Origin of the sequence: Rhodanobacter sp. B05, from assembly GCF_002001085.1 — a bacterium.
Classification (GTDB): Bacteria; Pseudomonadota; Gammaproteobacteria; order Xanthomonadales; family Rhodanobacteraceae; genus Rhodanobacter.
In genome coordinates this window covers 25,854-50,163 of record NZ_MUNU01000019.1, presented here as the reverse complement: position 1 = coordinate 50,163, position 24,310 = coordinate 25,854, and the positions used below count along the sequence as shown (strand labels likewise).

The 24,310-nt window shown below is 65.1% G+C and carries 23 protein-coding genes, 1 tRNA gene and 1 other RNA gene; 11 read left to right on the top strand and 14 right to left on the bottom strand.

What is annotated here, in order from left to right; genetic code table 11:
* Positions 1-197: 197 nt before the first annotated feature.
* Positions 198-1,196: an RluA family pseudouridine synthase gene (locus B0E47_RS13715; RefSeq protein WP_168171073.1), complete on the top strand. Its 999-nt coding sequence runs from the start codon at positions 198-200 to the stop codon at positions 1,194-1,196.
* On the opposite strand, the gene B0E47_RS13710 is transcribed toward B0E47_RS13715, so the two are convergent.
* Entirely contained in the window at positions 1,197-1,538 is a 342-nt protein-coding gene (locus B0E47_RS13710; protein ID WP_077514842.1) for a 4a-hydroxytetrahydrobiopterin dehydratase, read from the bottom strand.
* Between the two features lie 166 nt (positions 1,539-1,704).
* On the opposite strand from B0E47_RS13710, the gene B0E47_RS13705 reads away from it, so the two are divergent.
* Entirely contained in the window at positions 1,705-2,313 is a 609-nt protein-coding gene (locus tag B0E47_RS13705) for an NfuA family Fe-S biogenesis protein (RefSeq protein WP_077514841.1), read from the top strand.
* 67 nt (positions 2,314-2,380) lie between these two features.
* Here B0E47_RS13705 and B0E47_RS13700 read toward each other — a convergent pair whose 3' ends face one another.
* Positions 2,381-2,734 (bottom strand): cytochrome c, encoded by a 354-nt coding sequence (locus B0E47_RS13700; RefSeq protein WP_077514840.1) that lies wholly within the window; start codon positions 2,732-2,734, stop codon positions 2,381-2,383.
* 18 nt (positions 2,735-2,752) lie between these two features.
* Entirely contained in the window at positions 2,753-3,076 is a 324-nt protein-coding gene (locus B0E47_RS13695; RefSeq protein WP_077515366.1) for a cytochrome c, read from the bottom strand.
* 233 nt (positions 3,077-3,309) lie between these two features.
* Between B0E47_RS13695 and ssrA the strand changes: the two genes are divergently transcribed.
* Both ssrA and B0E47_RS13685 read left to right on the top strand, forming a co-directional pair.
* Positions 3,310-3,664, top strand: a transfer-messenger RNA (tmRNA) gene (ssrA, locus tag B0E47_RS13690).
* 164 nt (positions 3,665-3,828) lie between these two features.
* The gene (locus tag B0E47_RS13685; protein ID WP_077514839.1) at positions 3,829-4,458 is read left to right on the top strand and encodes an HD domain-containing protein; all 630 of its coding nucleotides are present in this window, start codon (positions 3,829-3,831) and stop codon (positions 4,456-4,458) included.
* Positions 4,459-4,467: 9 nt separating this feature from the next.
* Here the strand turns inward: B0E47_RS13685 and B0E47_RS13680 are convergent, their stop codons facing one another.
* A complete protein-coding gene (locus tag B0E47_RS13680) occupies positions 4,468-5,727 on the bottom strand; it encodes an MFS transporter (RefSeq protein ID WP_077514838.1) in 1,260 nt (419 codons plus the stop codon).
* Between the two features lie 155 nt (positions 5,728-5,882).
* Between B0E47_RS13680 and B0E47_RS13675 the strand changes: the two genes are divergently transcribed.
* Positions 5,883-6,089 carry a hypothetical protein gene (locus B0E47_RS13675; protein WP_077514837.1) on the top strand — a complete coding sequence of 69 codons (207 nt, stop codon included), beginning with the start codon at positions 5,883-5,885 and terminating at the stop codon, positions 6,087-6,089.
* Positions 6,090-6,093: 4 nt separating this feature from the next.
* Here the strand turns inward: B0E47_RS13675 and B0E47_RS13670 are convergent, their stop codons facing one another.
* Entirely contained in the window at positions 6,094-8,085 is a 1,992-nt protein-coding gene (locus tag B0E47_RS13670; protein ID WP_168171072.1) for a S9 family peptidase, read from the bottom strand.
* 194 nt (positions 8,086-8,279) lie between these two features.
* On the opposite strand from B0E47_RS13670, the gene B0E47_RS13665 reads away from it, so the two are divergent.
* From B0E47_RS13665 to B0E47_RS13655, 3 genes are read left to right on the top strand one after another with little or no spacing between them, the layout of a single operon-like run.
* Entirely contained in the window at positions 8,280-8,483 is a 204-nt protein-coding gene (locus B0E47_RS13665; RefSeq protein ID WP_077515365.1) for a hypothetical protein, read from the top strand.
* A gap of 55 nt (positions 8,484-8,538) precedes the next feature.
* Complete coding sequence (locus B0E47_RS13660; protein ID WP_077514835.1) at positions 8,539-9,408, top strand: glycoside hydrolase family 19 protein; 870 nt, start codon at positions 8,539-8,541, stop codon at positions 9,406-9,408.
* A gap of 1 nt (position 9,409) precedes the next feature.
* Entirely contained in the window at positions 9,410-10,009 is a 600-nt protein-coding gene (locus B0E47_RS13655; RefSeq protein WP_077514834.1) for a hypothetical protein, read from the top strand.
* A 10-nt stretch (positions 10,010-10,019) separates the two neighbouring features.
* Here the strand turns inward: B0E47_RS13655 and B0E47_RS13650 are convergent, their stop codons facing one another.
* The 4 genes from B0E47_RS13650 to B0E47_RS13635 form a co-directional block, all read right to left on the bottom strand.
* Positions 10,020-11,459 (bottom strand): hypothetical protein, encoded by a 1,440-nt coding sequence (locus B0E47_RS13650; RefSeq protein WP_077514833.1) that lies wholly within the window; start codon positions 11,457-11,459, stop codon positions 10,020-10,022.
* A gap of 189 nt (positions 11,460-11,648) precedes the next feature.
* Positions 11,649-14,411: a serine/threonine-protein kinase gene (locus tag B0E47_RS13645; protein ID WP_077514832.1), complete on the bottom strand. Its 2,763-nt coding sequence runs from the start codon at positions 14,409-14,411 to the stop codon at positions 11,649-11,651.
* Positions 14,412-14,482: 71 nt separating this feature from the next.
* Positions 14,483-15,013: an ECF-type sigma factor gene (locus B0E47_RS13640; protein WP_077514831.1), complete on the bottom strand. Its 531-nt coding sequence runs from the start codon at positions 15,011-15,013 to the stop codon at positions 14,483-14,485.
* Positions 15,014-15,148: 135 nt separating this feature from the next.
* A tRNA-Ala gene (locus B0E47_RS13635) sits at positions 15,149-15,224 on the bottom strand.
* A gap of 190 nt (positions 15,225-15,414) precedes the next feature.
* Between B0E47_RS13635 and hisS the strand changes: the two genes are divergently transcribed.
* From hisS to B0E47_RS13620, 3 genes are all read left to right on the top strand, one after another.
* On the top strand, positions 15,415-16,794 hold the full coding sequence (gene hisS, locus B0E47_RS13630; protein ID WP_077514830.1) for a histidine--tRNA ligase: 1,380 nt from the start codon (positions 15,415-15,417) through the stop codon (positions 16,792-16,794).
* 66 nt (positions 16,795-16,860) lie between these two features.
* Complete coding sequence (locus B0E47_RS13625) at positions 16,861-18,771, top strand: aromatic amino acid lyase (protein WP_077514829.1); 1,911 nt, start codon at positions 16,861-16,863, stop codon at positions 18,769-18,771.
* A gap of 22 nt (positions 18,772-18,793) precedes the next feature.
* Complete coding sequence (locus B0E47_RS13620) at positions 18,794-19,192, top strand: DUF6165 family protein (protein ID WP_077514828.1); 399 nt, start codon at positions 18,794-18,796, stop codon at positions 19,190-19,192.
* A 73-nt stretch (positions 19,193-19,265) separates the two neighbouring features.
* On the opposite strand, the gene pilH is transcribed toward B0E47_RS13620, so the two are convergent.
* The 5 genes from pilH to odhB all read right to left on the bottom strand — a co-directional run bounded on the left by pilH (position 19,266) and on the right by odhB (position 24,299).
* Positions 19,266-19,631 carry a twitching motility response regulator PilH gene (pilH, locus tag B0E47_RS13615; protein ID WP_077514827.1) on the bottom strand — a complete coding sequence of 122 codons (366 nt, stop codon included), beginning with the start codon at positions 19,629-19,631 and terminating at the stop codon, positions 19,266-19,268.
* A 69-nt stretch (positions 19,632-19,700) separates the two neighbouring features.
* Positions 19,701-20,699, bottom strand: coding sequence for an oxidoreductase (locus B0E47_RS13610; protein WP_077514826.1), 999 nt, complete (start codon positions 20,697-20,699; stop codon positions 19,701-19,703).
* Positions 20,700-20,714: 15 nt separating this feature from the next.
* Positions 20,715-21,311, bottom strand: coding sequence for a TIGR00730 family Rossman fold protein (locus B0E47_RS13605; protein ID WP_077515364.1), 597 nt, complete (start codon positions 21,309-21,311; stop codon positions 20,715-20,717).
* Between the two features lie 225 nt (positions 21,312-21,536).
* Positions 21,537-22,961 carry a dihydrolipoyl dehydrogenase gene (gene lpdA, locus B0E47_RS13600; RefSeq protein WP_077514825.1) on the bottom strand — a complete coding sequence of 475 codons (1,425 nt, stop codon included), beginning with the start codon at positions 22,959-22,961 and terminating at the stop codon, positions 21,537-21,539.
* A gap of 141 nt (positions 22,962-23,102) precedes the next feature.
* Entirely contained in the window at positions 23,103-24,299 is a 1,197-nt protein-coding gene (odhB, locus tag B0E47_RS13595) for a 2-oxoglutarate dehydrogenase complex dihydrolipoyllysine-residue succinyltransferase (RefSeq protein ID WP_077514824.1), read from the bottom strand.
* Positions 24,300-24,310 lie beyond the last annotated feature (11 nt).

Genomic DNA, 24,310 nt, shown 5'->3' with positions numbered 1-24,310 from the left:
GCCTGCTGCCGCGATGCCGGATGACATCGGACAAACACCAGCCCAAACCGTTACGATGAAAGGGAGCCGCGACCGGCCACCAAAGGCAACCGGCGCAATCCTCGCCGACGTCACGGGCGGGCCCTCCACCCGATCCAGACAGCAGATGGGTGGAAACCAGCGCTTGGCGAGTATCCTATCTAAGCAGGTTTTTTTCAATGCAGACGGCAACTTCCCCGGACGCACCTCACGGTGTACGTCAAGTCGCGATCGGTCCGGAGCGCGACGGCCAGCGCATCGACAACGCCCTGGTGACCCTGCTCAAGGGCGTGCCCAAGAGCATGATCTACCGGCTGTTGCGCACCGGCCAGGTGCGTGTGAACGGCAAGCGGGCCAAGCCGGATACGCGTCTCGTTGACGGTGATACGCTGCGCATCCCGCCGGTCCGGGTGGCCGAACGGCCCGAGGGACGTGGCCCGGCCGAGGGTCAGGTTGCCGAGGTGGCCGAAGCGGTCATTTTCGAGGACAAGCACTTCCTGGTCATCGACAAGCCCGCAGGCGTGGCCAGTCATGGTGGTAGCGGGGTGAGTCACGGCGCGATCGAGCTGCTGCGCGCGGCGCGGCCGCAGGAACACCTGGAACTGGTGCACAGGCTGGACCGCGACACCAGCGGCGTGCTGGTCTTCGCCCGCAGCCGCGCCGGCCTCACCGGTCTGCAGGCGGCGATCCGGGCGGGCGAAGTCAGCAAACAATATCTGTGCCTGATGCTGGGTCACCCTTCCAAGGCGAAATTCGATGTCAATGCGCCGCTGTTGAAATCGGTGATGCAAGGCGGGGAACGGATGGTGCGGGTGGCCGACAACGGCAAGCCCTCGCTGACCTTTTTCCGCGAAATGGAGCAATACCCCAGCGCGCGCCTGATGCAGGCCACCCTGGGCACGGGTCGCACCCACCAGATCCGCGTACATGCAGCGCATATCGGCCATCCGCTGGCCGGCGATCCGAAATACGGCGATCGCGAAATGAACAAGCGCTACCGCGAGATGGGTCTGAACCGGATGTTCCTGCACGCGTCGCACATGAGCTTCGACCTTGACGGTCGCGCCTACAGCTTTTCCGCCCCATTGCCGGAAGACCTGAAGGAGTTCCTCGACACGCTCTCGGTCAAAGGCAAGCGCCTGGTCTACACGCGCGAAAAGTCGCGTACCGATTTCTGATCAGCGTGCCAGCAGGGCTTCGACCCGCGCCGCGCAGATAAAGTCGTTCAACGACAGGCCGCCCACGTCGTGGGTCGACCACAGCACCTGGCAGTGGCCGTAGCCGGCTTGCAGATCCGGGTGGTGATCCTCCTGATTGGCCATGAACCCCACCGCGTTGATGAAGCCCAGCGTGTGGTGGAAATCCTTGAACCGGAAATCCTTGACGATCGCCTTGCCGTCGTCGTGCAACTGCCAGCCCGGCATTCGTTGCAACAGGTCCGTCACTTCCGCGGCACCGAGCGCGTGCTCCTTGCCCTTGCGTGGCTGGCAATGCCTGGTCGACAGATCGTTGAGGTTCATGAGGGTCTCCGTGCAGGTGGGAATTCCAGAGGCGAAGCGTCGAAGTTACGCCCGCGAATGTCAAAGCTTGCACGGCGCGTGGGCATTTTGCGTGAAACAGGACTAAAATGGTGCTGATTCGCCGGCCGCACACGCCGGTCCCGGGTTGGTGACAGCGGAGCCAGGCATGATCGACATTTCCGAACGCGCGCAGCAGCATTTTCTGCGGCTTCTTTCCCAGCAGGGCATCGACGGGCTGGGCATCCGCCTGCGCGTGACCTCGCCCGGTACGCCAGCGGCCAATTGCGAGCTGGAGTTCTGCGAGCCGGTCGACCTGGCGGGCGGCGAATGGACGATCGAGTGCGCCGGTTTCGAGTTCCATGTCGACGGCGACAGCGCCAGCTGGCTGGATCAGGCCAGCATCGACTTCGAGCCGAACGCCACCGGCGGTCAGCTCAATATTCGTGCGCCGAAGATCAAGGGCGATGTGCCCGGCGCGGAGGCGGGCGTGATCGAGCGCGTGCGCTATGTGCTCGAGGCCGAGATCAATCCGAAGCTTGCCTCGCATGGCGGCCGGGTCACCCTGCTGGAGGTCGATGCCGCAGGTGCCGTGGTGCTGCAGTTCGGCGGCGGCTGCCACGGTTGCGGCATGGTCGACGTGACCCTGAAACAGGGCGTCGAAAAGACCCTGCGCGAGCGCGTGCCGGAAATCACCGCGGTGCGCGACGCCACCGATCATGGGGGCGGCAAGAAGCCCTACTACAGCAAGGCCGAGGGCAAGTCGGCGATTGCCTGAGCGTCCGTCGCCAACGAAAAGGCCCGCTTTCGCGGGCCTTTTTTCGCAGCAACCGCCGCTAGGTGGCTTACTTGTCGCCGCTGATATGACCCTTGAGGGTATCCAGCTTGCTCGGCAGGCTGGAGAAGTACGCCGCCACGTCCTCGATGTCCTGGTCGGACAGGGTGGCCACCATGCCTTTCATGATCGGGTTGTCGCGCTGGCCGTCCTTGTACTCGTGCAGCACATGTTGCAGGTACAGGTTGTACTGGCCGGCCAGACGTGGGTATTGCGGATCCACCGCGTTGCCGTCCGTGCCATGACAGGCGAAACAGGTGGCAGCCTTGGTCTTGCCGGCAGCGGCATTGCCACTGGCCAGCAGCGGTGCGGAGGCGAACGCCAGCACGGCGCCGAACGAAATCAGGGTAAGCGCACGATTCATGCGGAAATTCCTTGGCAACTACTTGGCGAGGCTGGAAAGATAGGCGGCGACGTTCTGGATGTCCGCGTCGGAAAGGCTTTCCGCCTGGGCATCCATGGTCGGATGCTTGCGATCGCCGCTCTGGTAGCCGTGCAGCGCATTGATGATGTACTGCTCGTTCTGGCCGGCAATCTTCGGCACCGGATACTGCGGGTACGCGTTGGTGTATCCGGGCACGCCATGGCAGCCGGCGCAGGTGTAGACCAACTTGCGCCCCGCGGCCTTGTCGCCCTCGGCATGCGCGCTGGCAGTTGCGAAAAGGGCCGTGGCCACCACCAGGCCAAGCATGTGCAATCGAGTCATCGAGATCATTCCCACGAATACGCCGCGACTTAGGTAATGCAACCGGCCAAGTATAGACGTTGGCTCCATGCCTGAACAACACTGGGCCATCATGTGGTCAAGGATTGAGCAGCTGGCCTTGTCGGTACCATGTCATGACGTGACAGATGAACGGCAGTTCCGACGATCGCTGCCTCGCGATTGGCGTCGCGCTCGCCGCCCCCATATACTGCATGGGTCAAATCGTTTTCCCCGGGGGTGTTCTGGCTTCGACGGGGGTAGTGAGATGACTTGGTGCATGCCGAGGGGGCAGCTTTCCTCGTAAATCCAGCAGCAAACTCATAGTTGCCAACGACGACAACTACGCTCTCGCCGCTTAAGGCGTAAGCCCCGAACCCACTTGTGCTCATGCTTGTCGGTGTAGGGTCATTATCATGAGATCGCCGAACGCTGCCGCCTGGCGGTTCTAGGCTAAATCAATCAGGCTGGTTCCGCGGTGCGTTTTGCCCACCGTACTTGTCGCGGAACGAGATCGAACGGCGGGCTAAGCATGTAGATCCGGGCATTGAACATCCTCGGACGCGGGTTCGACTCCCGCCACCTCCACCATTTAATCGACACGCAACAGCAACGAAGGCCGGCCAGCAAAACCGGCCTTTTTTGTGGTCGACAGTATCTGCGGGAATGCCACTTTCGCCCCCGGACAATCTCGCTTGCTGCGACTCGTCGTTGCCATCATCGGCGCGGGGAAACCAGCAAGGGAGCACAACACCATGACCGTACTCACCGATCGCTTCAGCCGCGCCGTCGACTACGCGCGCAGCGCCCATGCCACGCAGGTGCGCAAGGGCTCGGACATTCCGTATATCTACCATCTGCTCGGCGTGGCGAGCCTGGTCATCGAGTTCGGCGGCAACGAGGACCAGGCCATTGCCGGCCTGTTGCATGACGCCATCGAGGATTGCGGTGTCGAGCACGAGACAGCGATCCGCGAGCAGTTTGGCGATGTCGTTGTCCGCATCGTCATGGACTGCACGGACGGCACGGCCGAGGGCAAGGCCATCCACACCGATGCCGAAGCCAGGCGACGCGACTGGGTGGCGCGCAAGCTGGCTTACCTTGGCCATCTGAAAACGGCCAGTGAGCAGACCCTTCTTGTCAGCGCCTGCGACAAGCTGCACAACGCCCGCGCCATCGTGCAGGATCTGGAAGATCCAGAAGTGGGCGTCCGCGTTTTCGACCGCTTCACTGGTAGGCGCGACGGGACGCTGGGCTACTACCAGGCGCTGGCCGAGATTTTTTCCGCGCGCAGAATCAAGGTTGCCAAGGTGCTCGATGCCACAGTGAGCTGGATGCACGAACTGGCGGGGGTGGGCGAGCGCAAGGCCCTCGTCGTCGATTGAGACTTGAGGCTAATGCCCTCGCACTGGTCGCTCCAGGTTCGGCAGGAACACCGTGATCAACCCCATCAACGGCAGGTAGGCGCATAGCCGATAGACGTATTCGATACCGTGGACGTCGGCCAGGCCGCCGAGCACGGCGGCGCCGATGCCGCCCATGCCGAAGGCCAGACCGAAGAACATGCCAGAGATCATGCCGACGCGGCCGGGGATCAGCTCCTGTGCGTAGACCAGGATCGCCGAGAATGCAGAGGACAGCACCAGGCCGATGATCACCGTCAGCACGCCGGTCCACATCAGGTTCGCGTGCGGCAGCAGCAGGGTGAACGGCGCAACGCCCAGGATCGACACCCAGATCACCCACTTGCGCCCGATGCGGTCGCCGACCGGGCCGCCGATCAGCGAGCCGGCGGCCACGGCGAACAGGAACACGAACAGGTGTACCTGTGCGCCTTGTACCGAAACACCGAACTTGTGGATCAGGTAGAACGTGTAATAGCTGCTGAGGCTGGCCAGGTAGAAATACTTGGAGAAGATCAGCAGGCCGAGAATCGTCAGCGCGCCGATGATCTGGTTGCGCGAGAGCGCCATGACGCCGAGATGTTTCGACGCCGAATGGCTGTGCGCCACATGATGGCGGCTGTACCAGCGGCCCACCTGCAGCAGCACCACGATGGCGAGCAGCGCCACCAGCGAGAACCACGCCACGCTGCCGCGCCCGTTGCGCACGATGATCCATGCGGCGAGCAAGGGGCCCAGCGCGGAGCCGACGTTGCCGCCGACCTGGAACAGCGATTGCGCCAGGCCGTGCCGCCCGCCCGAGGCCATTCGCGCCACCCGCGAGGATTCGGGATGGAACACCGACGAGCCGATGCCGACCAGGCCGGCCGCCAGCAGCAGTATCGTGAAATCCGGTGCCACCGCCAGCAACAACAGTCCGCACAGGGTGAAACCCATGCCGACCGGCAGGGAGTAGGGCATCGGTCGCTTGTCGGTGACCATGCCCACCAGCGGCTGCAGCATCGAGGCAGTGAGCTGGTAGGTCAGGGTGATCAGCCCGACCTGGGCGAAATTGAGCTGGAAGTCGTGTTTCAGGATCGGATAGATCGCCAGGATCAACGACTGGATCATGTCGTTGAGCATGTGCGCCACGCTGATGCCGCCGAGCACCGAGAACTGGGTGCCTTCGCTGGATGGCGTGTCGGCTGGGGTGGCGGTCGATGCGGGGATGGCGGCGGGTGACAGCGGGGTGCTTTCGACGCGGGTCTGCATGAATGACGGTGTCAAGCGGAGGAATGGCACGGCACGATGGCGCCGGTGGGTACGTCGACCATAGAGCAAATAGCCTTCCGTTCGCATGTGCCGGGAGTCAGTCATCCGACGGGCGGGCCGCACTGTGGCGCACCGGGTTGACGAGTCATGCGTTTGTGCGCAAGGCCAAGTCGTTCGGTTCACGCGTCAGCGTGCTGGAGGAAGACATGACCCACGGCGAGATCGATGCACGGCTTGGCCTGCACTCGGCCTATACCGAGGTAGTCGAAGAGTGCATGCGCTCGCTGGGTCCGACCGTCGCGCAGCGGCTTGACTCGATGGCAGCGCAGGTCGCGGCACTGCCTGTGGTGATCAGCCGCTGAACTGCTATTTGAGGTGCTTTGTCATCCAGCCGACCCAGCGCCGGTACACGTCGGTGGTGCGCACGATGTCATGCGGGAAGTGGGTGTCCACCGGATAGGCGTAGAACTCCACCGGCACGCCAGCGTCGCGCAGCGCGTGGTACCACTCGTAGCTGTTCACCAGCGGCACATTGGGATCACCGACGTCGCCCATGATCAGGGTCGGCGCGGTGACGTTGTGGGCGGCGGCGATCGGTGACTGCTGGCGCCAGATGTCGTGGTCCTTGGCGGTCCACGGCGAGCCGCCGAAGAAGTACAGGTCGCCGGTCTGGTAATACGAGATGGTGTAGTCCATGACCCAGTCGGTCAGCGCGGCACCGGCCACCGCGGCCTTCCAGGTGGACGGGTAGTGTCCGCTCAGCCAGGTGGTCATGTAGCCGCCGTATGACCAGCCGCTGACGCCGATCCGGCTGCTGTCGACGATGCCCAGCTTCTGCACCGCCGCCAGGCCGGCCATCACGTCCTTGCTCGGGCCTTCGCCGGTGTCGCGGTAGATCGCGTGCTGGTAGGCATCGCCGAGATTGGTGCTGCCGCGATAGTTCGGCTGGAACACCACGAAACCGGCTGCCGCCAGCAATTGCGGCAACGGCGAGAACTGCACGGTGGAGCCGGCCTCGGGGCCACCATGGATTACCAGCACTAGCGGATATTTCTGCCCCTGTTGATAACCGACCGGGTAGGTCAGCACGCCATCCTCGTGGAACCCGTCCGGCCCTTGCCAGTCGATCGATTCGGTGCGGCCCAGCGCGAGCTTGTCGACGAAGGCGTTGAGATTGGTCAGGCGACGCGGTCTGGCATTCGTCGAGTTCATCACGTAGAGCTCGCCGGGATGGCCGGTGGTGCTGCCGATGAAGGCCAGTGCGCCGGTCCTCGTAACACTGACGTCCGCGCCGGCCTCGACATCGCCCAGGTCGAGCTTGCTGGCCTTGCCCGACAGTGGCTGCTGCCACAGCACGGAATGCGTGCCGTCGCCGCCTGCCAACAGCAGCGCCTTGCCGTTCGGCAGCCACGCGTAGTTTTCGATATTGCGCGCGAGCGCCTGGGTGACGTCGCGATCATGGCCGTCGATGGCCACGTATACCGCGTTGCCGTTGTTCTGGTCGCCACCGCGTGGACGCATCCAGGCGAGGGTGTCGCCGGTCGGCGCGTAGCGTGGATCCATCACCGCCTGCGCCGTCACCAGCGAGCGCGGCGCACCGCCGGCGACATCGACTGTGTCGATCACCGAGTGGAAGGATGGCCCCCAGTACGGGCCGGGAAAGCGTGTGAATGCGATGCTGTGGCCGTCGTGGCTCCACGCCGGCTCGGGCGCGCCGTCCTGCTGGTCGGTCTGCAGACTGAACTTGCCCTCGGTCAGCCGCTTGGCGGCGCCACCTGCGCTCGGGACCAGCCACAGATGCGACGGCGTCAATGCGGCGCGGGTGAGGAAATGGTTGTCGGTGACCTGGAACGCGTCGTCATGCGCCTTGATCGCCTTGGCATTGGCCGCCTCGTCCGCACTGACGAAGGCGAGCTGCGTGCCGTCCGGACTCCAGCTGAAGGAGTCCACGCCGTGCTTGATTTCGGTGATGCGCACGGCGTCGCCGCCATCCATCGGCATGACGTAGAGCTGGCCCTCCTTGCTCTTGTCGTCCTTGGCGATGAAGGCCAGCCGGCTGCCGTCGGGCGACCAGCGCGGCGAGCCGAGTCCCTCGCGCTTCCACGTCAGCGCTCGCCGCGAGCCGCTGGCGACATCCACCAGGTCGATCTCCTGCTGGTTCTTGTCGGTCTTGAAATCCGGGGTGGTGACGATCATCGCGATGCGTTTGCCGTCCGGCGAAATCCGCGGTTCGCTGAGGCGCACGATCTTCTGCAGGTCGCTCAACTGGAAGGCCGGCGTCGTGCTGGCGGCAGTCGAGGAAAGCGGGAGAGCAAGCAGGCCGCACGCCGCGAACGCGGCAAAACCGATGGACTTCATCACAACCCCCTGGATGCGCACGATGGACGGGACACCGGAATTGCGCGGAGAGTCGGGCTGGACCTGCTGACCGCACGCCGATGGCGGGAGGCAAGAGTGGCACGTTCGCACGCCGCGGGAGAAGTGCATGCTGCATCTGGATCTGCCGCTGCAGTACGATGCGTTCGTCCGGGCGCTGGACCGGCGAGGCTGCCATGAACGCATCGACGCTGTGGTGGGGTTTGCTGTTCGGCTCGATCGGGCTGGGCTTCTTCGTCTACGGGCGGAAACAGCGCGCGATCGTGCCGCTGGTGTGCGGGGTCGCGCTGATGGTGTTTCCCTACGTCGTGAGCGGCACCGCGTGGTTGCTGGTTATCGGCGTGGCGCTGATGGCGATACCGTATTTTGTGAGAATCTAGCGACATTCCGATCCATTCCACACAGGCGGGATGCTCCCGCCGGGGCATTCGATCCATGCATTGTCACGATCATGATTCCTGGAATGCCCTGTTTTCCGGGGCGAGCGGATCGGCGCTTGCCGGTGTCGGCGTCTACAGCAGGGGCCTGGGTGTCTTTAGCGCGGCCGGGCTGCCTGGTTCGGCGGCCGGCGCCAGCCTGTTCCCGCACAGCAGCGCCATCGGCGCCGATCTGTTTCGTGCCGAGCCCCGTTTCCTGCTGGTGTCCAACGATCTCGCCCGGCTCACCGCGAAATTCCTGTGCGCCTTGCTGCCGCACTTGAGCCTGCCCAGGGCCGAGCAGTTTGTCGCACCGCTGAACGCCTACCTGATGAAGTACCAGATCAACACCGTTCGGCGCATGGCGGCGTTCCTGGGCCAGGTCGCGGTGGAATCGAGTCAGTTTCGCAAGCTGGTGGAATCGACCTGGTACCGTGATGCGAAGCATCTGAAAGAGACATTTCCCACCGCCTTCAAGACCGCCAATGCGGCCGACTACGTCGGACATCCGGAAAAGCTGGCCAACTTCGTCTATGCCGGCACGAATGGCAACGGCGACGAAAAGAGCGGCGACGGCTGGAAATACCGTGGTCGCGGACTGATGCAGCTGACCTTCCGCGACAACTATGCGGCGTTTGCGAAGGACACCGGCGTCGATGCGCTGAATCATCCGGAGCTGCTGGAGCAACCGAAAATCGCCGTGTATTCCGCGGCCTGGTTCTGGGACAAGGCGCATCTCAATCCGTACGCCGATCATGGGAACTACAAGAACCTGACCTTGAGGATCAATGCCAAGGCGCTGGGCTACAACGAGCGCGAACACTACCGGAAGCGCGCCACGGCGCTGCTGACGCGCTACCCGTGGGACAACTGGCCGGGACTCTGTTGACATGGGCCATTGGGCAACCGTTGGGCGCGCACTCGCCGGCATCCGTCGCGGGGCGCAGATTCCTGTCCTGGCGGCGGCGTTGATCGGGTGCCTGCCGGCCTGCGCGCTGGCCCCGACGGACGCCGCGTCGACGGTCGCGCAGGCCACCGTCGCGCAGTGCGACCAGTCGGGCACGTCCGGTGCCGACGCGGTTGCCGGCACCCGCTTCAACGTCAGCCTGCCGCCCTTCGGCAAGGTCTGCTTTCTGGCCCGCCGTCACCTTGCCAACCCGGCCGAACACGAGACCGACCTGATCGGTTTCGAACTCTGGCGCGATGGTGCTCTGGCCTACACCTTGCCGATGCCGCCGGGCTATCTGTGGAATGAGCTTTGCCACAAGATCCTCGCCGTGGCGTTTTCGCATCACGGCGAGCAGACCGACATCATCGTGCTGGGCAGTTGCATGACCGCAGGGCGTGATGATCTGCCCCAGCCGCTGATATTTTCAAGCCAGCCCGGCGGTTTCCGCTTCGACGGCGATTTGAGCGAAGCCACGATGGGCTTCGACACGATCAAACAGGTGCAGCGCAAGATTCGCGCGATGCGACAGGACGTGCATTGAACAGTCATGTCTAGAGCGCCGACAGGAACGCCACCAGGTCGCTTTTCTGCTGCGCGCTCATGCCGATGTTGAAGCGGGTGTCGTAGAAATTCACCGCGTCCAGCAACGTCGCCGCCGAACCGTTGTGGAAGTAGGGCGCGCGCGCTGCCAGGCCGCGCAGGATCGGCCCCTTGAACTTGCCGATGTCGGCCCATTTGCCGGTGATCATCGCCAGCCCGGGATCGGTGGTCTGCACCACTTCGCCGGTGCTGTAGCGGGTCAGCGTGTACAGCGGCAGGTCCGGGGTGCGCCGGCTGGCGTCGGCAATGCCGATGTTGATCGGCAACGCGACCGAGTGGTTGCCGATGTTGGGTGCGTCGTGGCAGCTCGTGCAACTGCCCTGGATGACCGGTACGCCGGTGACATCGTTCAGGCCGGTCACGCCGCTGATCGCGATGGGCATGCTGTTGAAAAGCTGCTCGCCGCGCGCTATGGCGGCACGCGCATGGTCGCGTGGATCGAGACTCAGGTTCGCGTTCTGGTCATTCCAGTCGTCGAACAGGCGCATCGCTTTCGCATCGAACGGATCTTCGGTGGGGTCGCCGCCGAGCACATCATTGATGCCCACCCAGAAGCGCTGCTGGGCAAGAATGCCGGCGCCACCCATGCCGCCGCCGCCGTTGAGTCGCCCGGCGCGATTGTCGACCAGTTGTGCCGTGAACAGATGCGATTCGAAGTCGACGATCTGCTTGAGGACGGCATCGCTGGGCGCGGTGACAGCCTGCGCATGACCAAGCGTCGCGTCGCGCGCTTGCGAGGTCAGACTGGCATGGATGTCGGCGATGTCGATGCCCGCGTCCATCGGCGGTTTGAACGGCGCGAAGGTCTCGCGGCCGTCCCACATCATCGCGGTATCCCAGATCAGATTGGTGGCCGGCAGCGGGCGACGGAACAGCGACAGCTCGCGTGCACTGGCGTAGCCGTAGGGGTCGTCCACCGCGGTCAGCCTGAATTCGGCATGGGCCGGCAGCGGCAGGCCGATGCGCAGCACGCCGCGATTGACCAGCATGGCGTAGGCGATGCGTCGCGCATAGACGCTGGATACATCCGCCAGCGGCGATACCGCACCATCGACCAGGGCAAAGATCGGATCGGTGCCGCTGGTCTGGTTGAAGCGCTGGCGTATCTCCGCGGCGGAGATCGTCCAGCCCTCGGCCTGGCGGTGGCAGGAATTGCACGAGCGCCCGTTGCTGCCGAGGCTCTGGAAGAACGGATTGCTGCTGTCGATGCTGCCGCTCGGCGTGCTGGTTTGCAGCGAGCCGGAGGGATCGACGCTGATCAGCGGATCGGCGCGTCGTGACTGTTCGTTGGCGGCCTGGGCCGGCATGGCGGCCCACGCCATCAGCAGGACGATGGCCGGGACCAGCAGGCCTCGGCTGGCGGTGGATCGGATAATGCGATGAAGCTCCATGGCGAGGTCTCCCCTTCGGATGGTCGTTGCGCGGCGTTCCCCTGCCTCGACCCATTGGCGGGCGTGGCATCACGGAAAACACCGCCTGCCGGCAAAGTGCGACATGTGGGGAGCGTGGCGCCGCTCGGGCGACGGAGCAGGGGGCGGGGTCCGCTGGGTACCCTGCCTGGCGAGGTATCGCTGGAGTCGCTACCTGCCTGACGCCAGCCGGGTGAGTTCGTCGACGAGCCCACGATCCGCGCTTGCCGGTCTCGACTTGATCGCCAGTGCGTCGCGGGCGGCCACCGCGGCCTCGTCGTTGCGGTGGGCCTGCGCCAGCGCACGGGCCTCGAGAGCCGTGATGTCGAAGCGGGCGATTCCGCTCGGAAACATGCTGGCGTACTTCGGCGCGATATCGAGCAGTTCGGTCAGTGCCTCGTCGTTGCGCTGCAGGGCGAACAGCGCCTGCGCGCGTACCATCCGCGTGCCGAGCTCGCGCTGGATCATGCCGCCCCTGGCCGCGCGGTAGATGGTCAGCACGCGGTCGGCGGTCGCGATCGCCTCGTTGTAGCGATGTTCGCGCAGCTGCAGGTTGGCAAGCTGTTCGAGCACATACGCGTAGTTGGGATTGTGGTCGCCGTCGAAGGCGCGCTGCGCCTCGAGTGCGGCCTCGATGTCCACGCCGGCCTTGTCGAATTGTCCGGCCGCGCCGTAGGCAAGGCTGCGCAGGCCCAGCAGCCGCGGACAGACCAGCTTCTTCATGGCCAGCCGCGTGCAGGTGTCGATGCCCTGCGTGTACCAGTCGACAGCTTCCGGATAGCGCGCCTGCCCGTAACGCAACTTGCCCATGCCGGCCAGTGCGTAGATCGTGCGCGAATCGTCCGGGCCGAATACGCTTCGGCGCAACTCGAGTCCTCGCGTCGCATACGGCTCGGCCTCGGCAAAACGGCCCTGGGCGATCAGGAACGAGCCGTACATGCCCACATTCCATGCCTGTGCCGGGTTGGGCTTGTCGAAGAACCGGTCGCCCAGCGTGATCGCTGTGCGATAGGCGCGCTCCGCCCGTTGCATGTCGCCACTGGCCTCGGCGCCGAGTGCGATGCTTTCGTAGAGATCGAGGACCCGCGCGTTGGCCTGCGCGCCGCTGGATTGCCATAGCGCAAGCGTGGCATCGGCGCGCGCGAGGCCCGCGCGAAAGTGCTCCGCGTCCAGCAGCGCCGTCGCCTCGTCGATCGACGCCGACAGCTGCGCGTCGACCAGTTGCGCCTGCGCGGCAGTCCGGCGCGCCTGCGCCAGCAAAGACAAACCCCGGTCGATCTGACCGCTGTGCAGCAGGGCATCGCCCAGCACACGCAAGCCCTCGATGCCGATGGCGTCATGACGTGCCACCAGCCCGGCGTAGGCGGGCTGCAGCAGGCTGATGACGCGGGCGTCATCGGCCTCATCCTCAAGCACGGCCGCGCGCAATACGCGGGCATCCCACCATGGCGCATCGCCGGGACCATACAGACGGCTGATGATCGGGTCGCCGTGATCGAGCAGGACCAGCGCCTGGTCGTAAGCGCCGACACTGCGGGCAACCTTCGCCAGCGCCAGCAGCAGATCTGCCCGCACGGTCTCGGGCAGGTCGCCTTTCTTCATCAGCCGCGCCGAGGCCTGCCGGACCAGATCCTCCGGTGTGGGCCGCTGGTCCCTGGGCAGGCCAGCTCCGGCCGACTGGAAAACCGATACCAGGAAATCACGCACCGCATTGGCGCGGGCGGCCTGCTCGCGCGCCACGCCAGCCTGCCATATGGCGATGCCGAGCGCGACGAAGACAGCGAGCAGAAACCCCGCCGTGGTGACGACGCCCGCGCGGTAGCGGGTGATGAATTTGCCGGTGCGGTACCAGCGCGAACTCGGGTGCGCCAGCACCGGCCGGCGCGCGAGATGACGCTTGATGTCATCGGCCAGTGCACCCGCCGAGGGGTAGCGATGTTCCGGGTCGGCAGCGGTCGCCTTGAGCACGATGTGATCGAGGTCGCCGCGCAGCCTGGGGCGGGCCCCATGCGTCGCTGCGGCTGTCGATGTTTCCCCGCTGGTGTCGTCGGATGGCGATGATGCGTATGCGTGGTGCGGCGCGGCGCGCTTGCCGGTGACCAGTTCGCCGAGCAGGACGCCAAGTGCATACACATCGGTGGCGGTGCTGATCGGCGTCTGTGCGAACTGTTCGGGCGCGGCATAGGCCGGTGTGAGTGCCCGCAGGGCGCCTGTGGCGGCATCACCTGCGTCTTCGTCGAGCAGCCTGGCGATTCCGAAATCGAGCAGCTTGACGTCGCCTTCGGCCGTCACCAGCACGTTGGATGGTTTCAGGTCGCGATGGACGATGAGCGCGCGATGCGCCGCCTCGACCGGGTGGCAGACGGTCAGGAACAACTCCAGACGCTGGCGCAAGCCCATCTCGTGTTCGTGCACGTAATGCGTGATGGGCTGGCCATCGACCAGTTCCAGCACGATATAGGCGAGGCCGCTGTCGGTGACGCCACCTTCGATCAAGCGGGCGATGCCCGGATGGCGCAGGCGCGTCAGCGCCTCGCGCTCCCGTCGGAACTGTTTCTGCGCCTCGGGGGTATACAGGCCGCGCGCCAGCAGCTTGATGGCGACTTCCTGACGCACCCCCTCGAGCTGACGAAAGGCCCGGAACACGGTGGCCGAACCGCCTTCACCCAGCACCTCGATCAATTCGAACGAGCCGATCCGGCTGCCTGCCGAGAAGGTTGCGGCAACGCTGGCATCGCCGATGGCGAGCGCGGCGTTGGCGGCATCGCCGGACGACAGCAACTCGCCGCCGGCAGTGTCGGCCGTGAGCAACTTTTCGATCTCGGCGCGGAGCAGCGGGTCGGCGCAGTGCCTGGCAAGCCATTGCTCGCGCGTCACTCCAGGCAGTTGTACTGCCGTCTCGAACAACTCGCGCAGTGTCGGTGTGGAATCCACGCTGGACCGCCTCTTCGAAATACCCTGCCTGCGATAAACCCCATTGGCCGGCTGACTGCGACGTCGCTTCCTCAGTCCATGCGCGCCTTGATGAAGGCACGGGCAAAACGCCAGTCGCGGTCGATCGTGCGCCGGACCAGCCCCAGGGTTTCGCCGACCTGTTGCAGGCTCAACCCGGCAAAGTAGTGCAGTTCCACCACCCGGGCCGCCCGTGCGTCGGTCTGTTCGAGCGCGTCGAGCGCCGCGTCGAGCGCGAGCGCCTGGCTGGCCGTGTCGAGGGCCAGTCGCAGATCATCATCGTCGAGCGTGACCTTCAGCCACTGGCCGCCGGCGCGCAGGCGCAAGCGGTCGCGCGCGCGGTTGACCAGCAGATGGCGCATGGCCCGGGCGGCGTAGCTGAAGAATTGTGCCGGATGCTCGAAATGCAGAGCTTCGCGCTGACCCATCCGCAGATACAGTTCGTGCACCAGTTCGGTGGTATCCAGCGTGGCGCTGCGGCGGCTCGCCAGTTGCCGCGCGGCCATCGCCTTCAGGCGCGCGTAGACCGTGACGAACAATGCGTCCGTCGAGCCGTCGGCGAAGGATGGTCCGGTCCCGGGCATATGCCTCGAACGCGTCGCTGGCGATGCACGCCTCGTCGGCAGAATGGTACGCCTGCACGGGCCGGGCGGGGACAGAAAAAAGGCCGGCGTCCGCGGGAGCGGGCTGACCGGCCTGATGAAGGTGTTGCCAATGCGTGGTGGAGCGGATGGGGATCGAACCCACGACCTCTACGATGCGAACGTAGCGCTCTCCCAGCTGAGCTACCGCCCCACGTGAGCGGCGGATATTAGCAGCGCACAGGGTGATTCGCCAAGTATTTCCACCGGCGAGCGGCCAGGTTGGTTGCGGCGCCGGGACGGGTGTGCGCTGCGGATCGACTGCGACGTTCTGCTAATCTTGAAGGCTACCGTCGCGCGATCGATCGCCCGGCGGAATGTCCCCATCGTCAGCAGAGGATCCCATGGCGCTTACCCCGGCCCGTACCATGCCCGGCGTGCTCGAGCTGTTGCCGCTCGACCAGATCGCGCTCCAGCGCATGCTCGACGTGATCCGCCGCAACTACGAGCGCTTCGGTTTCCTGCCGGTGGAGACGCCGGTGATCGAATATTCCGACGTGCTGCTGACCAAGAGCGGTGGCGAGACCGAGCGGCAGGTGTATTTCGTGCAGTCGACCGGGGCGCTCGGCAAGGCGGACGAGGGGACACCGGAACTGGCGCTGCGCTTCGACCTGACCGTGCCGCTGGCGCGCTACGTCGCCGAGCACGAGCGCGATCTCAGCTTCCCGTTTCGCCGCTACCAGATGCAGAAGGTCTACCGGGGCGAGCGTGCCCAGCGCGGGCGCTTTCGCGAGTTTTACCAGTGCGACATCGACGTGATCGGCAAGGACTCTCTGTCGGTGCGCTACGACGCCGAGATCCCGGCAGTGATCTACAGCGTGTTCCGCGAACTGGCGATCGGCCCGTTCACCATCCAGCTCAACAACCGCAAGCTGATGCGCGGCTATTTCGAGAGCCTGGGCATCGTCGACGGCGAGCAGCAGATGCTGGTGCTGCGCGAGGTGGACAAGCTGGACAAGCGCGGCGCCGATCACGTGCGCGACAGCTTGACTGGCGAGACGTTCGGCCTGAGCGCCGAGGTGGCGCGGAAAATTCTGGCCTTCGTGCAGGTGCGCTCGACTTCGCTGCAGGATGCGTACGACAAGCTCGATGCGCTTGGCGCCGGCCCGGAGACGATGGAGCAGGGTCGCGCGGAACTGAAGGAAGTGCTGGGCCTGATCCACGCGTTCGGCGTGCCGGAAACCCACTACGCGTTGAACCTGTCGATCGCCCGCGGCCTCGACTACTACACCGGCACCGTCTACGAGACCACGTTGAACGAGCACCCGCAGATCGGTTCGATCTGTTCCGGTGGCCGCTACGAGAACCTGGCCGGCCAGTACACCAAATCCCATCTGCCCGGCGTGGGCATCTCGATCGGCCTGACCCGTCTGTACTGGCAGTTGCGCGATGCCGGTCTGATCCATACGGCAACCAGCACGGTGGACGTGCTGGTGACCCAGATGGACGAGGCGCAGCTGCCGGCCTATCTGGCCCTGGCCAGCGAACTGCGCGGCGCGGGCATCGCCACCGAGGTGGTGCTGGAAGGCGGCAAGCTGGGCAAGCAGTTCAAGTACGCCGACCGCGCCGGCATCCGTTTCGTGATCGTGCTGGGCGAGGACGAGATCGCCAGGAACGTGGTGACGGTGAAGGACCTGCGCCGCGCGGACCAGTTCGAGGTGGCGCGCGGCGAGTTGATCAAGACGTTGCGGGTGGAACTGGAGCAGGCCGCGGCGATGGGCTGAGCAAGCGCGCGTTCATCGTCATTCCATGCATGCGGGTACGGCGGCAATCAAACGGAGCATTCTGCAGTGAGCGAAACCATAGTTCTCGACGGCAACAGCCTCACCCGCGCACAGCTGGTGGCGGTGGCACGCCATGGCGACAAGGTTTCGCTGGATCCGGCCGGGCTCCGGCGCGTGCAGCACGCCGCCGATTTCCTGGCCAGGAAAGTGAGTTGCGGCGAGCCGACCTACGGCGTCACCACCGGTTTCGGCAGCAACGCGGACAAGCTGCTTGGCGCGCACCGGCTGCGCGACGAATTGCCGGGCGCGGCTCTGATCAAGGATGGGCGTCACCAGCCCGAAGGCAGCTTGCTGGAGGAGTTGCAGCACAACCTGATCATCACCCACGCGGTCTGCGTGGGCAAACCGTTCGGTGCGGACGTGGTGCGCGCGATGCTGGTGATCCGCATCAATACGCTCATGCGCGGTCATTCCGGCATTCGCGTGAGCACGCTGGAAGCGCTGACCGCGATGCTCAATGCCGGCGTGGTGCCGGTGGTGCCGGAGAAGGGTTCGGTAGGCGCCAGTGGTGATCTGGCGCCGCTGTCGCATCTGGCGATCGTGTTGCTGGGCGGCGGCGAGGCGTTCTACCAGGGCGAGCGGATACCTGGCGCCGAGGCGCTGAAGCGTGCCGGGCTGGCACCGATCCGGCTGTCGTTCAAGGAAGGCCTGGCGCTCAACAACGGCACCGCGCAGATGCTGGCCACCGGCGCGCTGGCGCTGGATGCGCTGGAACAGTTGCTGGCCACCGCCGATCTGGCGGCGGCGATGACCCTGGATGCGTTCGCCGGTCGCAGCGGCGCCTTGCGCCCCGAGGTACACGCCCTGCGTCCGCATCCGGGCCAGGTCGACACCGCGGCGCGCGTGCGCGACTTGCTGGCGGGCTCGACCTTGCTGGACATCCCGTATCACCTGGTGCCGCGCTTCAAGCCGTGGAGCGCCGAAGCGTGGAGCGAGCCGGATGACCAGTCGCTCAGCTTCGACATCAGCTGGGACTGGGTGCCGGCCAGCCAGCGCCATGGTCGCGAGGCGTTCTACAAGCGCTTCCTGCCGTTCAAGGGCGGCAAGAAACACCAGCCGCAGGATGCCTACAGCCTGCGCTGCATGCCGCAGGTGCATGGCGCGGTGCGCGACGCATGGGCACAGGCCTGCCGCGTGTTCGACATCGAGCTGAACTCGGTCACCGACAATCCGCTGATCTTCCCGGACAACGAGGGCGCGCAATTCATCGAGGAGCAGGTCATTTCCGCCGGCCATTTCCACGGCATGCCGCTGGCGCTGGCGATGAGCTACGTGAAGGCGGCGCTGCCGGTGCTGGCCTCGATCTCCGAGCGTCGCCTGAACAAGCTCGTCGATTCGGCCACGAACGATGGTCTTCCCGCCTTCCTCACCGGCAACGAGGACGGCACCGATTCCGGTTTCATGATCGTGCAGTACACCGCCGCCGCGCTGGTCAACGACCTGGCCACGCGGGCGCATCCGGCCAGCGTGTACTCGGTGCCGACCAGCGCGAACGCCGAGGATCACGTCTCGATGGGCGCCAACGAGGCGCGCCACGTGCTGGAGATGATCGACGATCTTGGTCACGTGCTGGCGCTGGAGCTGTACACCGCCGCGCAGGCACTGGACTATCGGCAGGAGATGCTCAATGCCGCCCGTCGGCTGGCCAGTCGCGGCGGCTGGCAGGCACTGGCCGCCAAGATGGCCAACGCGCCACGCGAGGGCCAGCCGCATTACGAACAGTTTGTTGGTGAAGTGAAGCAGCTTGCCGCCGCCCTGGCCGGTGCAGACGATTTTCATGCTGGCGCGCGCGTGCGCGAGGCGCATGCGATCCTGCGCCGACAGATCGAATTCATGCATCGCGACCGGGCGATGGACGGCGACGTGTCCAGGGCCTGCGCGCTGGTGCAGCAGGGCGCGTTTCGCGCTGTCGTTTGAAGTACTTGCAAGGGAGCCACGCATGAGCCTGATCCAGACCCCCGTCTCCTACGGCGAATTGATCGACAAGATCACCATCCTCGAAATCAAGTCGAGGCGGATGACCGACGAGGCCAAGCTGGCCAATGTGCGCAACGAGCTGGATCTGCTCAATGCCACCTGGGCCAACGCTGCGGCCTCGCACACCGACATCGGCGAGGAACGTGCCAGCCTGCTGGCCGTCAACGAGCTGTTGTGGGATATCGAGGACAGGATCCGCCTGAAGGAGCGTGCGCAGGCGTTCGATCACGAGTTCATCGAGCTCGCGCGCGCGGTCTATTTCCGCAACGACGAGCGCGCGGCGTTCAAGCGCGCGATCAACCTCAAGCTGGGTTCGCAACTGGTCGAGGAAAAGTCGTACCAGGATTACCGCGTAGGGTGATCGGCGCCGCGCCGATCGCTGCATGAAAAACGGCGCCCGTGGGCGCCGTTTTGTCGAGGCAGGGGAAACCGGCTCAGTGAGGCAGGAATTCCTCGAGCGCCTTGACCAGTTCCTCTTCCTTGATCGGCTTGGTCACATAGGCCTTGGCGCCCTGGCGCATGCCCCAGACCTTGTCGGTCTCCTGGTCCTTGGTGGTCACCAGGATGATCGGGATGTGCGCGGTATCGGCGTTCTTGCTGATCGTGCGGGTGGCCTGGAAACCGTTGAGGTTCGGCATCACCACGTCCATCAGGATCAGATCGGGTTTTTCCGCCTTGGCCACTTCCACGCCCGCGGCACCGTCTTCGGCAGAAAGCGTCTCGTGCCCGAGTTTCTCGACGATCCGCTTGATGCCCAGCAGCTGCGAGGGGGAGTCGTCGACGATCAGGATGCGTGCCATAAGTTGAAGGTTCCCTGCGAGGTTCGGTGATTCTAAGGCGTGACGATGGTACTTCCAAGCACGCTGGCGTCAAAGCGTGCGGTCGAGGCGCACCAGGGTGCGCCCGAACGAGTCGCCGGCAAGCATGCGCTCGAATACATCCGGAAGCTCGCCCAGGCCGACTTCCTGCGTGGCGATGCGATCCAGCCAGCGTGGTTTCCAGTCGCTGGCGAGGTGTTGCCAGATGCGTTCCCGGATCTCCCGCGCGGTACCGGCCGAGGCCACGCCGAGCAGGCTCACGCCGCGGATGATGAAGGGCATGACCGTACTGTCGAAGGCGATGCCTCCGGCATTGCCGCAGATGGCTACATTGCCGTAAGGCGCGATCAGCGGCAGCAGGCCGGCCAGCATCGCGCCACCGACATTGTCCAGCGCACCGCCGAAACGGACGGAATCCAACGGCTTGCTGCTGAAGGCGAGCTGGTGGCGATCGATGCATGCGCTGGCGCCCAGCTCGCGCAGGAAATCGAAATGATCCGCCTTGCCACTGATGGCGTGCACTTCGTATCCGGCGCGGCTGAAGATGTCGATCGCCAGCTGACCCACGCCGCCGCTGGCGCCGGTCACCGCGATCGGGCCCAATTCCGGCGTCTGCCGGTTGTCCTGCATGCGCAGCAGCGCCAGCGCGGCAGTGAAGCCGGCGGTGCCGAGGATCATGCTTTCGCGCAAGTCCAGGTTCGTGGGCAACGGAATCGTCCAACGCGTATCCAGTCGCGCGTATTCCGCGTAGCCGCCGTCGCGGGTCTCGGACAGGCCGCTCCCCGTGCAAAGCACGGCGTCGCCTTCCTTGAACGTCGGGTCGGTGGAAGCCACCACGTGGCCGGCCACGTCGATGCCGCCGTTCAATGGATAACTGCGCAGGATGCGGCCCTTGCCGGTGCCGGCCAGCGCGTCCTTGTAGTTGACCGACGAATACGCGACCTTGACCAGCACCTCGCCGGGCGACAGCGCCTCAGCCGTCATGCCTTCGATCCCGGCACGATGGCCGGCGTCATCGTTGTGGATGCGGAAGGCGCGGAATGTGCTCATCTCGGATCCCCGGTTTCAGGCCTTGACGCTGGACGGCCCGATCACGCGCGACGCGTTGCCGCCGTCGTAACCATCCATCCAGTCGAACAGCGCGGTCATCGAATCGCCGAACCAGACGCTGTCGCGCTGGCCAGCGTGCACGAAGCCTTCGCTGACCATGTGGTCCATCATCGTACGCAAGTCACGGTAATAACCGCGCACATCGAGGAAGGCGCACGGGTAGCGATGCAGGCCCAACTGGGCCCAGGTCAGCATCTCGAACATCTCGTCCATCGTGCCGAAGCCGCCGGGCAGGGCGACGAACGCGTCCGACAGCTCGTACATGCGCGTCTTGCGCTGGTGCATGGTCTCGACCACGACCAGTTCGCTCAAGCCTGGATGTGCCACTTCCCGCTCCACCAGCTGGCGCGGGATCACGCCGACGACCCTGCCGCCGCCGGCAAGCACCGCATCGGCCACCACTCCCATCAGGCCGACGTTGCCGCCGCCGTAGACCAGAGCGGTGCCGCGACGGGCCATTTCGGTGCCGAACGCGGTGGCCTGTTCGGCGTACTCGGGATGCCTGCCGCTGCTGGAGCCGCAGTAGACGCAGATGGCGGAGGGTTGGGGCATGGTGCGACCTTGGTCAGGTGTGTCGTAGGAGCCCGCTTGCGGGCGATGCATTTGCTTTGATGCTTCGGGCAGAGATCCAGAGCAAGAGCATCGCCCGCGAGCGGGCTCCTACGGCAAAACGCACGGCCCGCCCATGTCGCCACGAGCGGGCCGTTGTGGATCGGAGGCGCTGGATACCGGATCGACGCACATCCATATGCTGTCCGGGATGAGCGTATCCTGCGCTCAATTGCCCTTGTGGATCGCGCGCTTGTCGACTGACAGCGCCGCTTCGTGCACGGCCTCGGACAATGTCGGGTGCGCGTGGACGATGCGCGCCAAGTCTTCGGACGAGCCCTTGAACTCCATCGTCACTACCGCTTCCGCGATCAGCTCGGACACGCCAGGGCCGACCATGTGCACGCCGAGCAGGCGATCGGTGTCGGCATGGGCAAGCATCTTCACTTGGCCGACCGCCTCATTCATCGCGACGGCGCGGCCAATCGCGGCGAACGGAAAGGTGCCGACCTTGTACGGGATGCCGGCATCCTTCAGTTCCTTTTCGGTCTTGCCGGCCCAGGCGATTTCCGGCTCGGTATAGATCACCCACGGAATCGTGTCGTAGTTGACGTGACCGGCCTTGCCGGCGATCCACTCAGCCACCGCCACGCCTTCCTCGGAACCCTTGTGCGCCAGCATCGGACCGCGCACCGCGTCGCCGATCGCCCATACACCGTCGACGCCGGTGTGGTTGTGCTCGTCGACCACGATGCGGCCGCGCTCGTCCAGCTTCACGCCAGTGTCGTCGGCCAACAGGCCGGCAGTGTAGGCGCGACGGCCTACTGCAACCAGCAGCTTGTCGACAACGAGATTCTGCTCGCCGTCCTTGTCGGTGTAAGTGAGATGCACGCCATCCTTCTTCACCTCGGCCTTGTTGAGCTTGGCGTTGAGCTTGATGGTCAGGCCCTGCTTGGCAAACTCGCGGGCGGCAATCTTGGCCACGTCGGCATCGGCGACCGAGAGGAAGTCCGGCAGCGCCTCGATGATGGTGACGTCGGCGCCGAGGCGCTTCCACACGCTGCCCAGCTCCAGGCCGATCACGCCGGCGCCGATCACGCCGAGGCGCTTCGGTACTTCGGTGAAGTCCAGTGCGCCGGCGTTGTCGACGATGGCCTTGCCGTCAAACTTGGCGAACGGCAGCTCGATCGGCACCGAGCCGGAGGCGAGGATCACGTTGGTCGCGCTGATCGTCTGCTTGGCACCATCGGCGCCGGTGATCTCGACGCTGTTGCCTTTGAGCAGCTTGCCGGTACCGAAGTACGGCGTGATCTTGTTCGCCTTGAACAGCTGCGCCACGCCGCCGGTGAACTGCTTGACGATCTTGTCCTTGCGGCCGACGAAGGTGGGCACGTCGATCTTCGCGTTGTCGGCGGTGATGCCGTGCACGCCGAAGTTGTGCGTGAGGTTGTGGAACTGGCGCGAGGAATCGAGCAGCGCCTTGGACGGGATGCAGCCCACGTTGAGGCAGGTGCCGCCCAGCGCCTGCTTGCCGTCCTTGCCGGCGAACGCGTCGACGCAGGCGGTCTTCAGGCCCAGCTGTGCGGCGCGGATCGCGGCCACATAGCCGGCTGGACCAGCGCCGATGACGATGACATCGTATTTTTCGCTCATGGGTTCTCTCTTTGCTTTTTTCTTCTCCCGCCGGGAGAAGGTGGCGCGAAGCGCCGGATGAGGGTTCGGGTGTGGTGAAGTGTCCGGCACGACCGAACCCTCACCCCAACCCCTCTCCCGACGGGAGAGGGGCTCAAGCAGTTACAGCCCGAGCAACATACGCTGCGGATTCTCCAGCTGGTTCTTGATGTCGACCAGGAACAGCACCGCGTCCTTGCCGTCGATGATGCGGTGGTCGTAGCTGATCGCGATGTACATCATCGGCGCGGCGATGATCTGGCCGTTCTCGACGATGGCGCGTTCCTTGATCGTGTGCATGCCGAGGATCGCGCTCTGCGGCGGGTTGACGATCGGCGTGGACAGCAACGAACCGAAGGTGCCGCCATTGGTGATGGTGAACGTGCCGCCCTGCAGGTCATCTAGCGACAGCTTGTTGGCGCGCGCCTTGACAGCGTAGTCGGCAATGCCTTTCTCGACGTCGGCGAAGCTCATGTCCTGCACATCGCGCAGCACCGGGGTGACCAGGCCCCTGTCGGTGGACACCGCGATGGAGATGTCCTGGTAGCCGTGGTAGATCACGTCGTTGCCGTCGACCGAGGCGTTGACGAATGGATAGCGCTTCAGCGCTTCGGCGGCGGCCTTGACGAAGAAGCTCATGAAGCCGAGCTTGACGCCGTGTTCCTTCAGGAACGCCTCGCCCAGCGCCTTGCGCATCTTGGTCACCTCGGCCAGGTTCACTTCGTTGAACGAGGTGAGCATGGCGATCGAGTTCTTCGACTGCATCAGGCGTTCGGCGATGCGCAGGCGCATGCGGGTCATCGGCACGCGCTCTTCCGGACGCGAGCCCGGCGTCGGCTTCGGCGCCGGTGCAGCGGCGGCCGGAGCGGGAGCGCCCTTGCCGTAGTTGACCAGGTCTTCCTTGGTCACGCGGCCATCACGGCCGGTGCCGGCGACCTTGGATGCATCGATGTTTTCTTCCGTGGCGACGCGCAGGCCGGCCGGCGACAGATCGTCGGCGCCCTTGGCAGCGGCCTTCGGTGCGGCAGCAGCCGGTGCAGCCGCGGCGGCTTTCGGCGCTTCCGCTGGAGCAGCGGCAACCGCGCCTTCCTCGATGATCGCGATGACCTGCTGGCTGTTCACCGTGTCGCCGACCTGGTGCCTGATTTCCTTCAGCACGCCGTCGACCGGCGCGGGCACTTCCAGCACCACCTTGTCGGTTTCGAGATCGACCAGGTTCTCGTCGCGCTTGACCGCATCACCGGCCTTCTTGTGCCAGCTGGCGATGGTGGCGTCGGAGACGGACTCGGGCAGGACAGGGACTTTAAGTTCGATGGACATCGGATTTTCCT

What these genes read in the sequence shown, in the direction of transcription:
- B0E47_RS13715 (WP_168171073.1), top strand. Translation starts at nt 198, where the DNA reads ATGCAGACGGCAACTTCCCCGGACGCACCTCACGGTGTACGTCAAGTC.
- B0E47_RS13710 (WP_077514842.1), bottom strand. Translation starts at nt 1,538, where the DNA reads ATGAACCTCAACGATCTGTCGACCAGGCATTGCCAGCCACGCAAGGGC.
- B0E47_RS13705 (WP_077514841.1), top strand. Translation starts at nt 1,705, where the DNA reads ATGATCGACATTTCCGAACGCGCGCAGCAGCATTTTCTGCGGCTTCTT.
- B0E47_RS13700 (WP_077514840.1), bottom strand. Translation starts at nt 2,734, where the DNA reads ATGAATCGTGCGCTTACCCTGATTTCGTTCGGCGCCGTGCTGGCGTTC.
- B0E47_RS13695 (WP_077515366.1), bottom strand. Translation starts at nt 3,076, where the DNA reads ATGACTCGATTGCACATGCTTGGCCTGGTGGTGGCCACGGCCCTTTTC.
- B0E47_RS13685 (WP_077514839.1), top strand. Translation starts at nt 3,829, where the DNA reads ATGACCGTACTCACCGATCGCTTCAGCCGCGCCGTCGACTACGCGCGC.
- B0E47_RS13680 (WP_077514838.1), bottom strand. Translation starts at nt 5,727, where the DNA reads ATGCAGACCCGCGTCGAAAGCACCCCGCTGTCACCCGCCGCCATCCCC.
- B0E47_RS13670 (WP_168171072.1), bottom strand. Translation starts at nt 8,085, where the DNA reads ATGAAGTCCATCGGTTTTGCCGCGTTCGCGGCGTGCGGCCTGCTTGCT.
- B0E47_RS13665 (WP_077515365.1), top strand. Translation starts at nt 8,280, where the DNA reads ATGAACGCATCGACGCTGTGGTGGGGTTTGCTGTTCGGCTCGATCGGG.
- B0E47_RS13660 (WP_077514835.1), top strand. Translation starts at nt 8,539, where the DNA reads ATGCATTGTCACGATCATGATTCCTGGAATGCCCTGTTTTCCGGGGCG.
- B0E47_RS13655 (WP_077514834.1), top strand. Translation starts at nt 9,410, where the DNA reads ATGGGCCATTGGGCAACCGTTGGGCGCGCACTCGCCGGCATCCGTCGC.
- B0E47_RS13650 (WP_077514833.1), bottom strand. Translation starts at nt 11,459, where the DNA reads ATGGAGCTTCATCGCATTATCCGATCCACCGCCAGCCGAGGCCTGCTG.
- B0E47_RS13640 (WP_077514831.1), bottom strand. Translation starts at nt 15,013, where the DNA reads ATGCCCGGGACCGGACCATCCTTCGCCGACGGCTCGACGGACGCATTG.
- hisS (WP_077514830.1), top strand. Translation starts at nt 15,415, where the DNA reads ATGGCGCTTACCCCGGCCCGTACCATGCCCGGCGTGCTCGAGCTGTTG.
- B0E47_RS13620 (WP_077514828.1), top strand. Translation starts at nt 18,794, where the DNA reads ATGAGCCTGATCCAGACCCCCGTCTCCTACGGCGAATTGATCGACAAG.
- pilH (WP_077514827.1), bottom strand. Translation starts at nt 19,631, where the DNA reads ATGGCACGCATCCTGATCGTCGACGACTCCCCCTCGCAGCTGCTGGGC.
- B0E47_RS13610 (WP_077514826.1), bottom strand. Translation starts at nt 20,699, where the DNA reads ATGAGCACATTCCGCGCCTTCCGCATCCACAACGATGACGCCGGCCAT.
- B0E47_RS13605 (WP_077515364.1), bottom strand. Translation starts at nt 21,311, where the DNA reads ATGCCCCAACCCTCCGCCATCTGCGTCTACTGCGGCTCCAGCAGCGGC.
- lpdA (WP_077514825.1), bottom strand. Translation starts at nt 22,961, where the DNA reads ATGAGCGAAAAATACGATGTCATCGTCATCGGCGCTGGTCCAGCCGGC.
- odhB (WP_077514824.1), bottom strand. Translation starts at nt 24,299, where the DNA reads ATGTCCATCGAACTTAAAGTCCCTGTCCTGCCCGAGTCCGTCTCCGAC.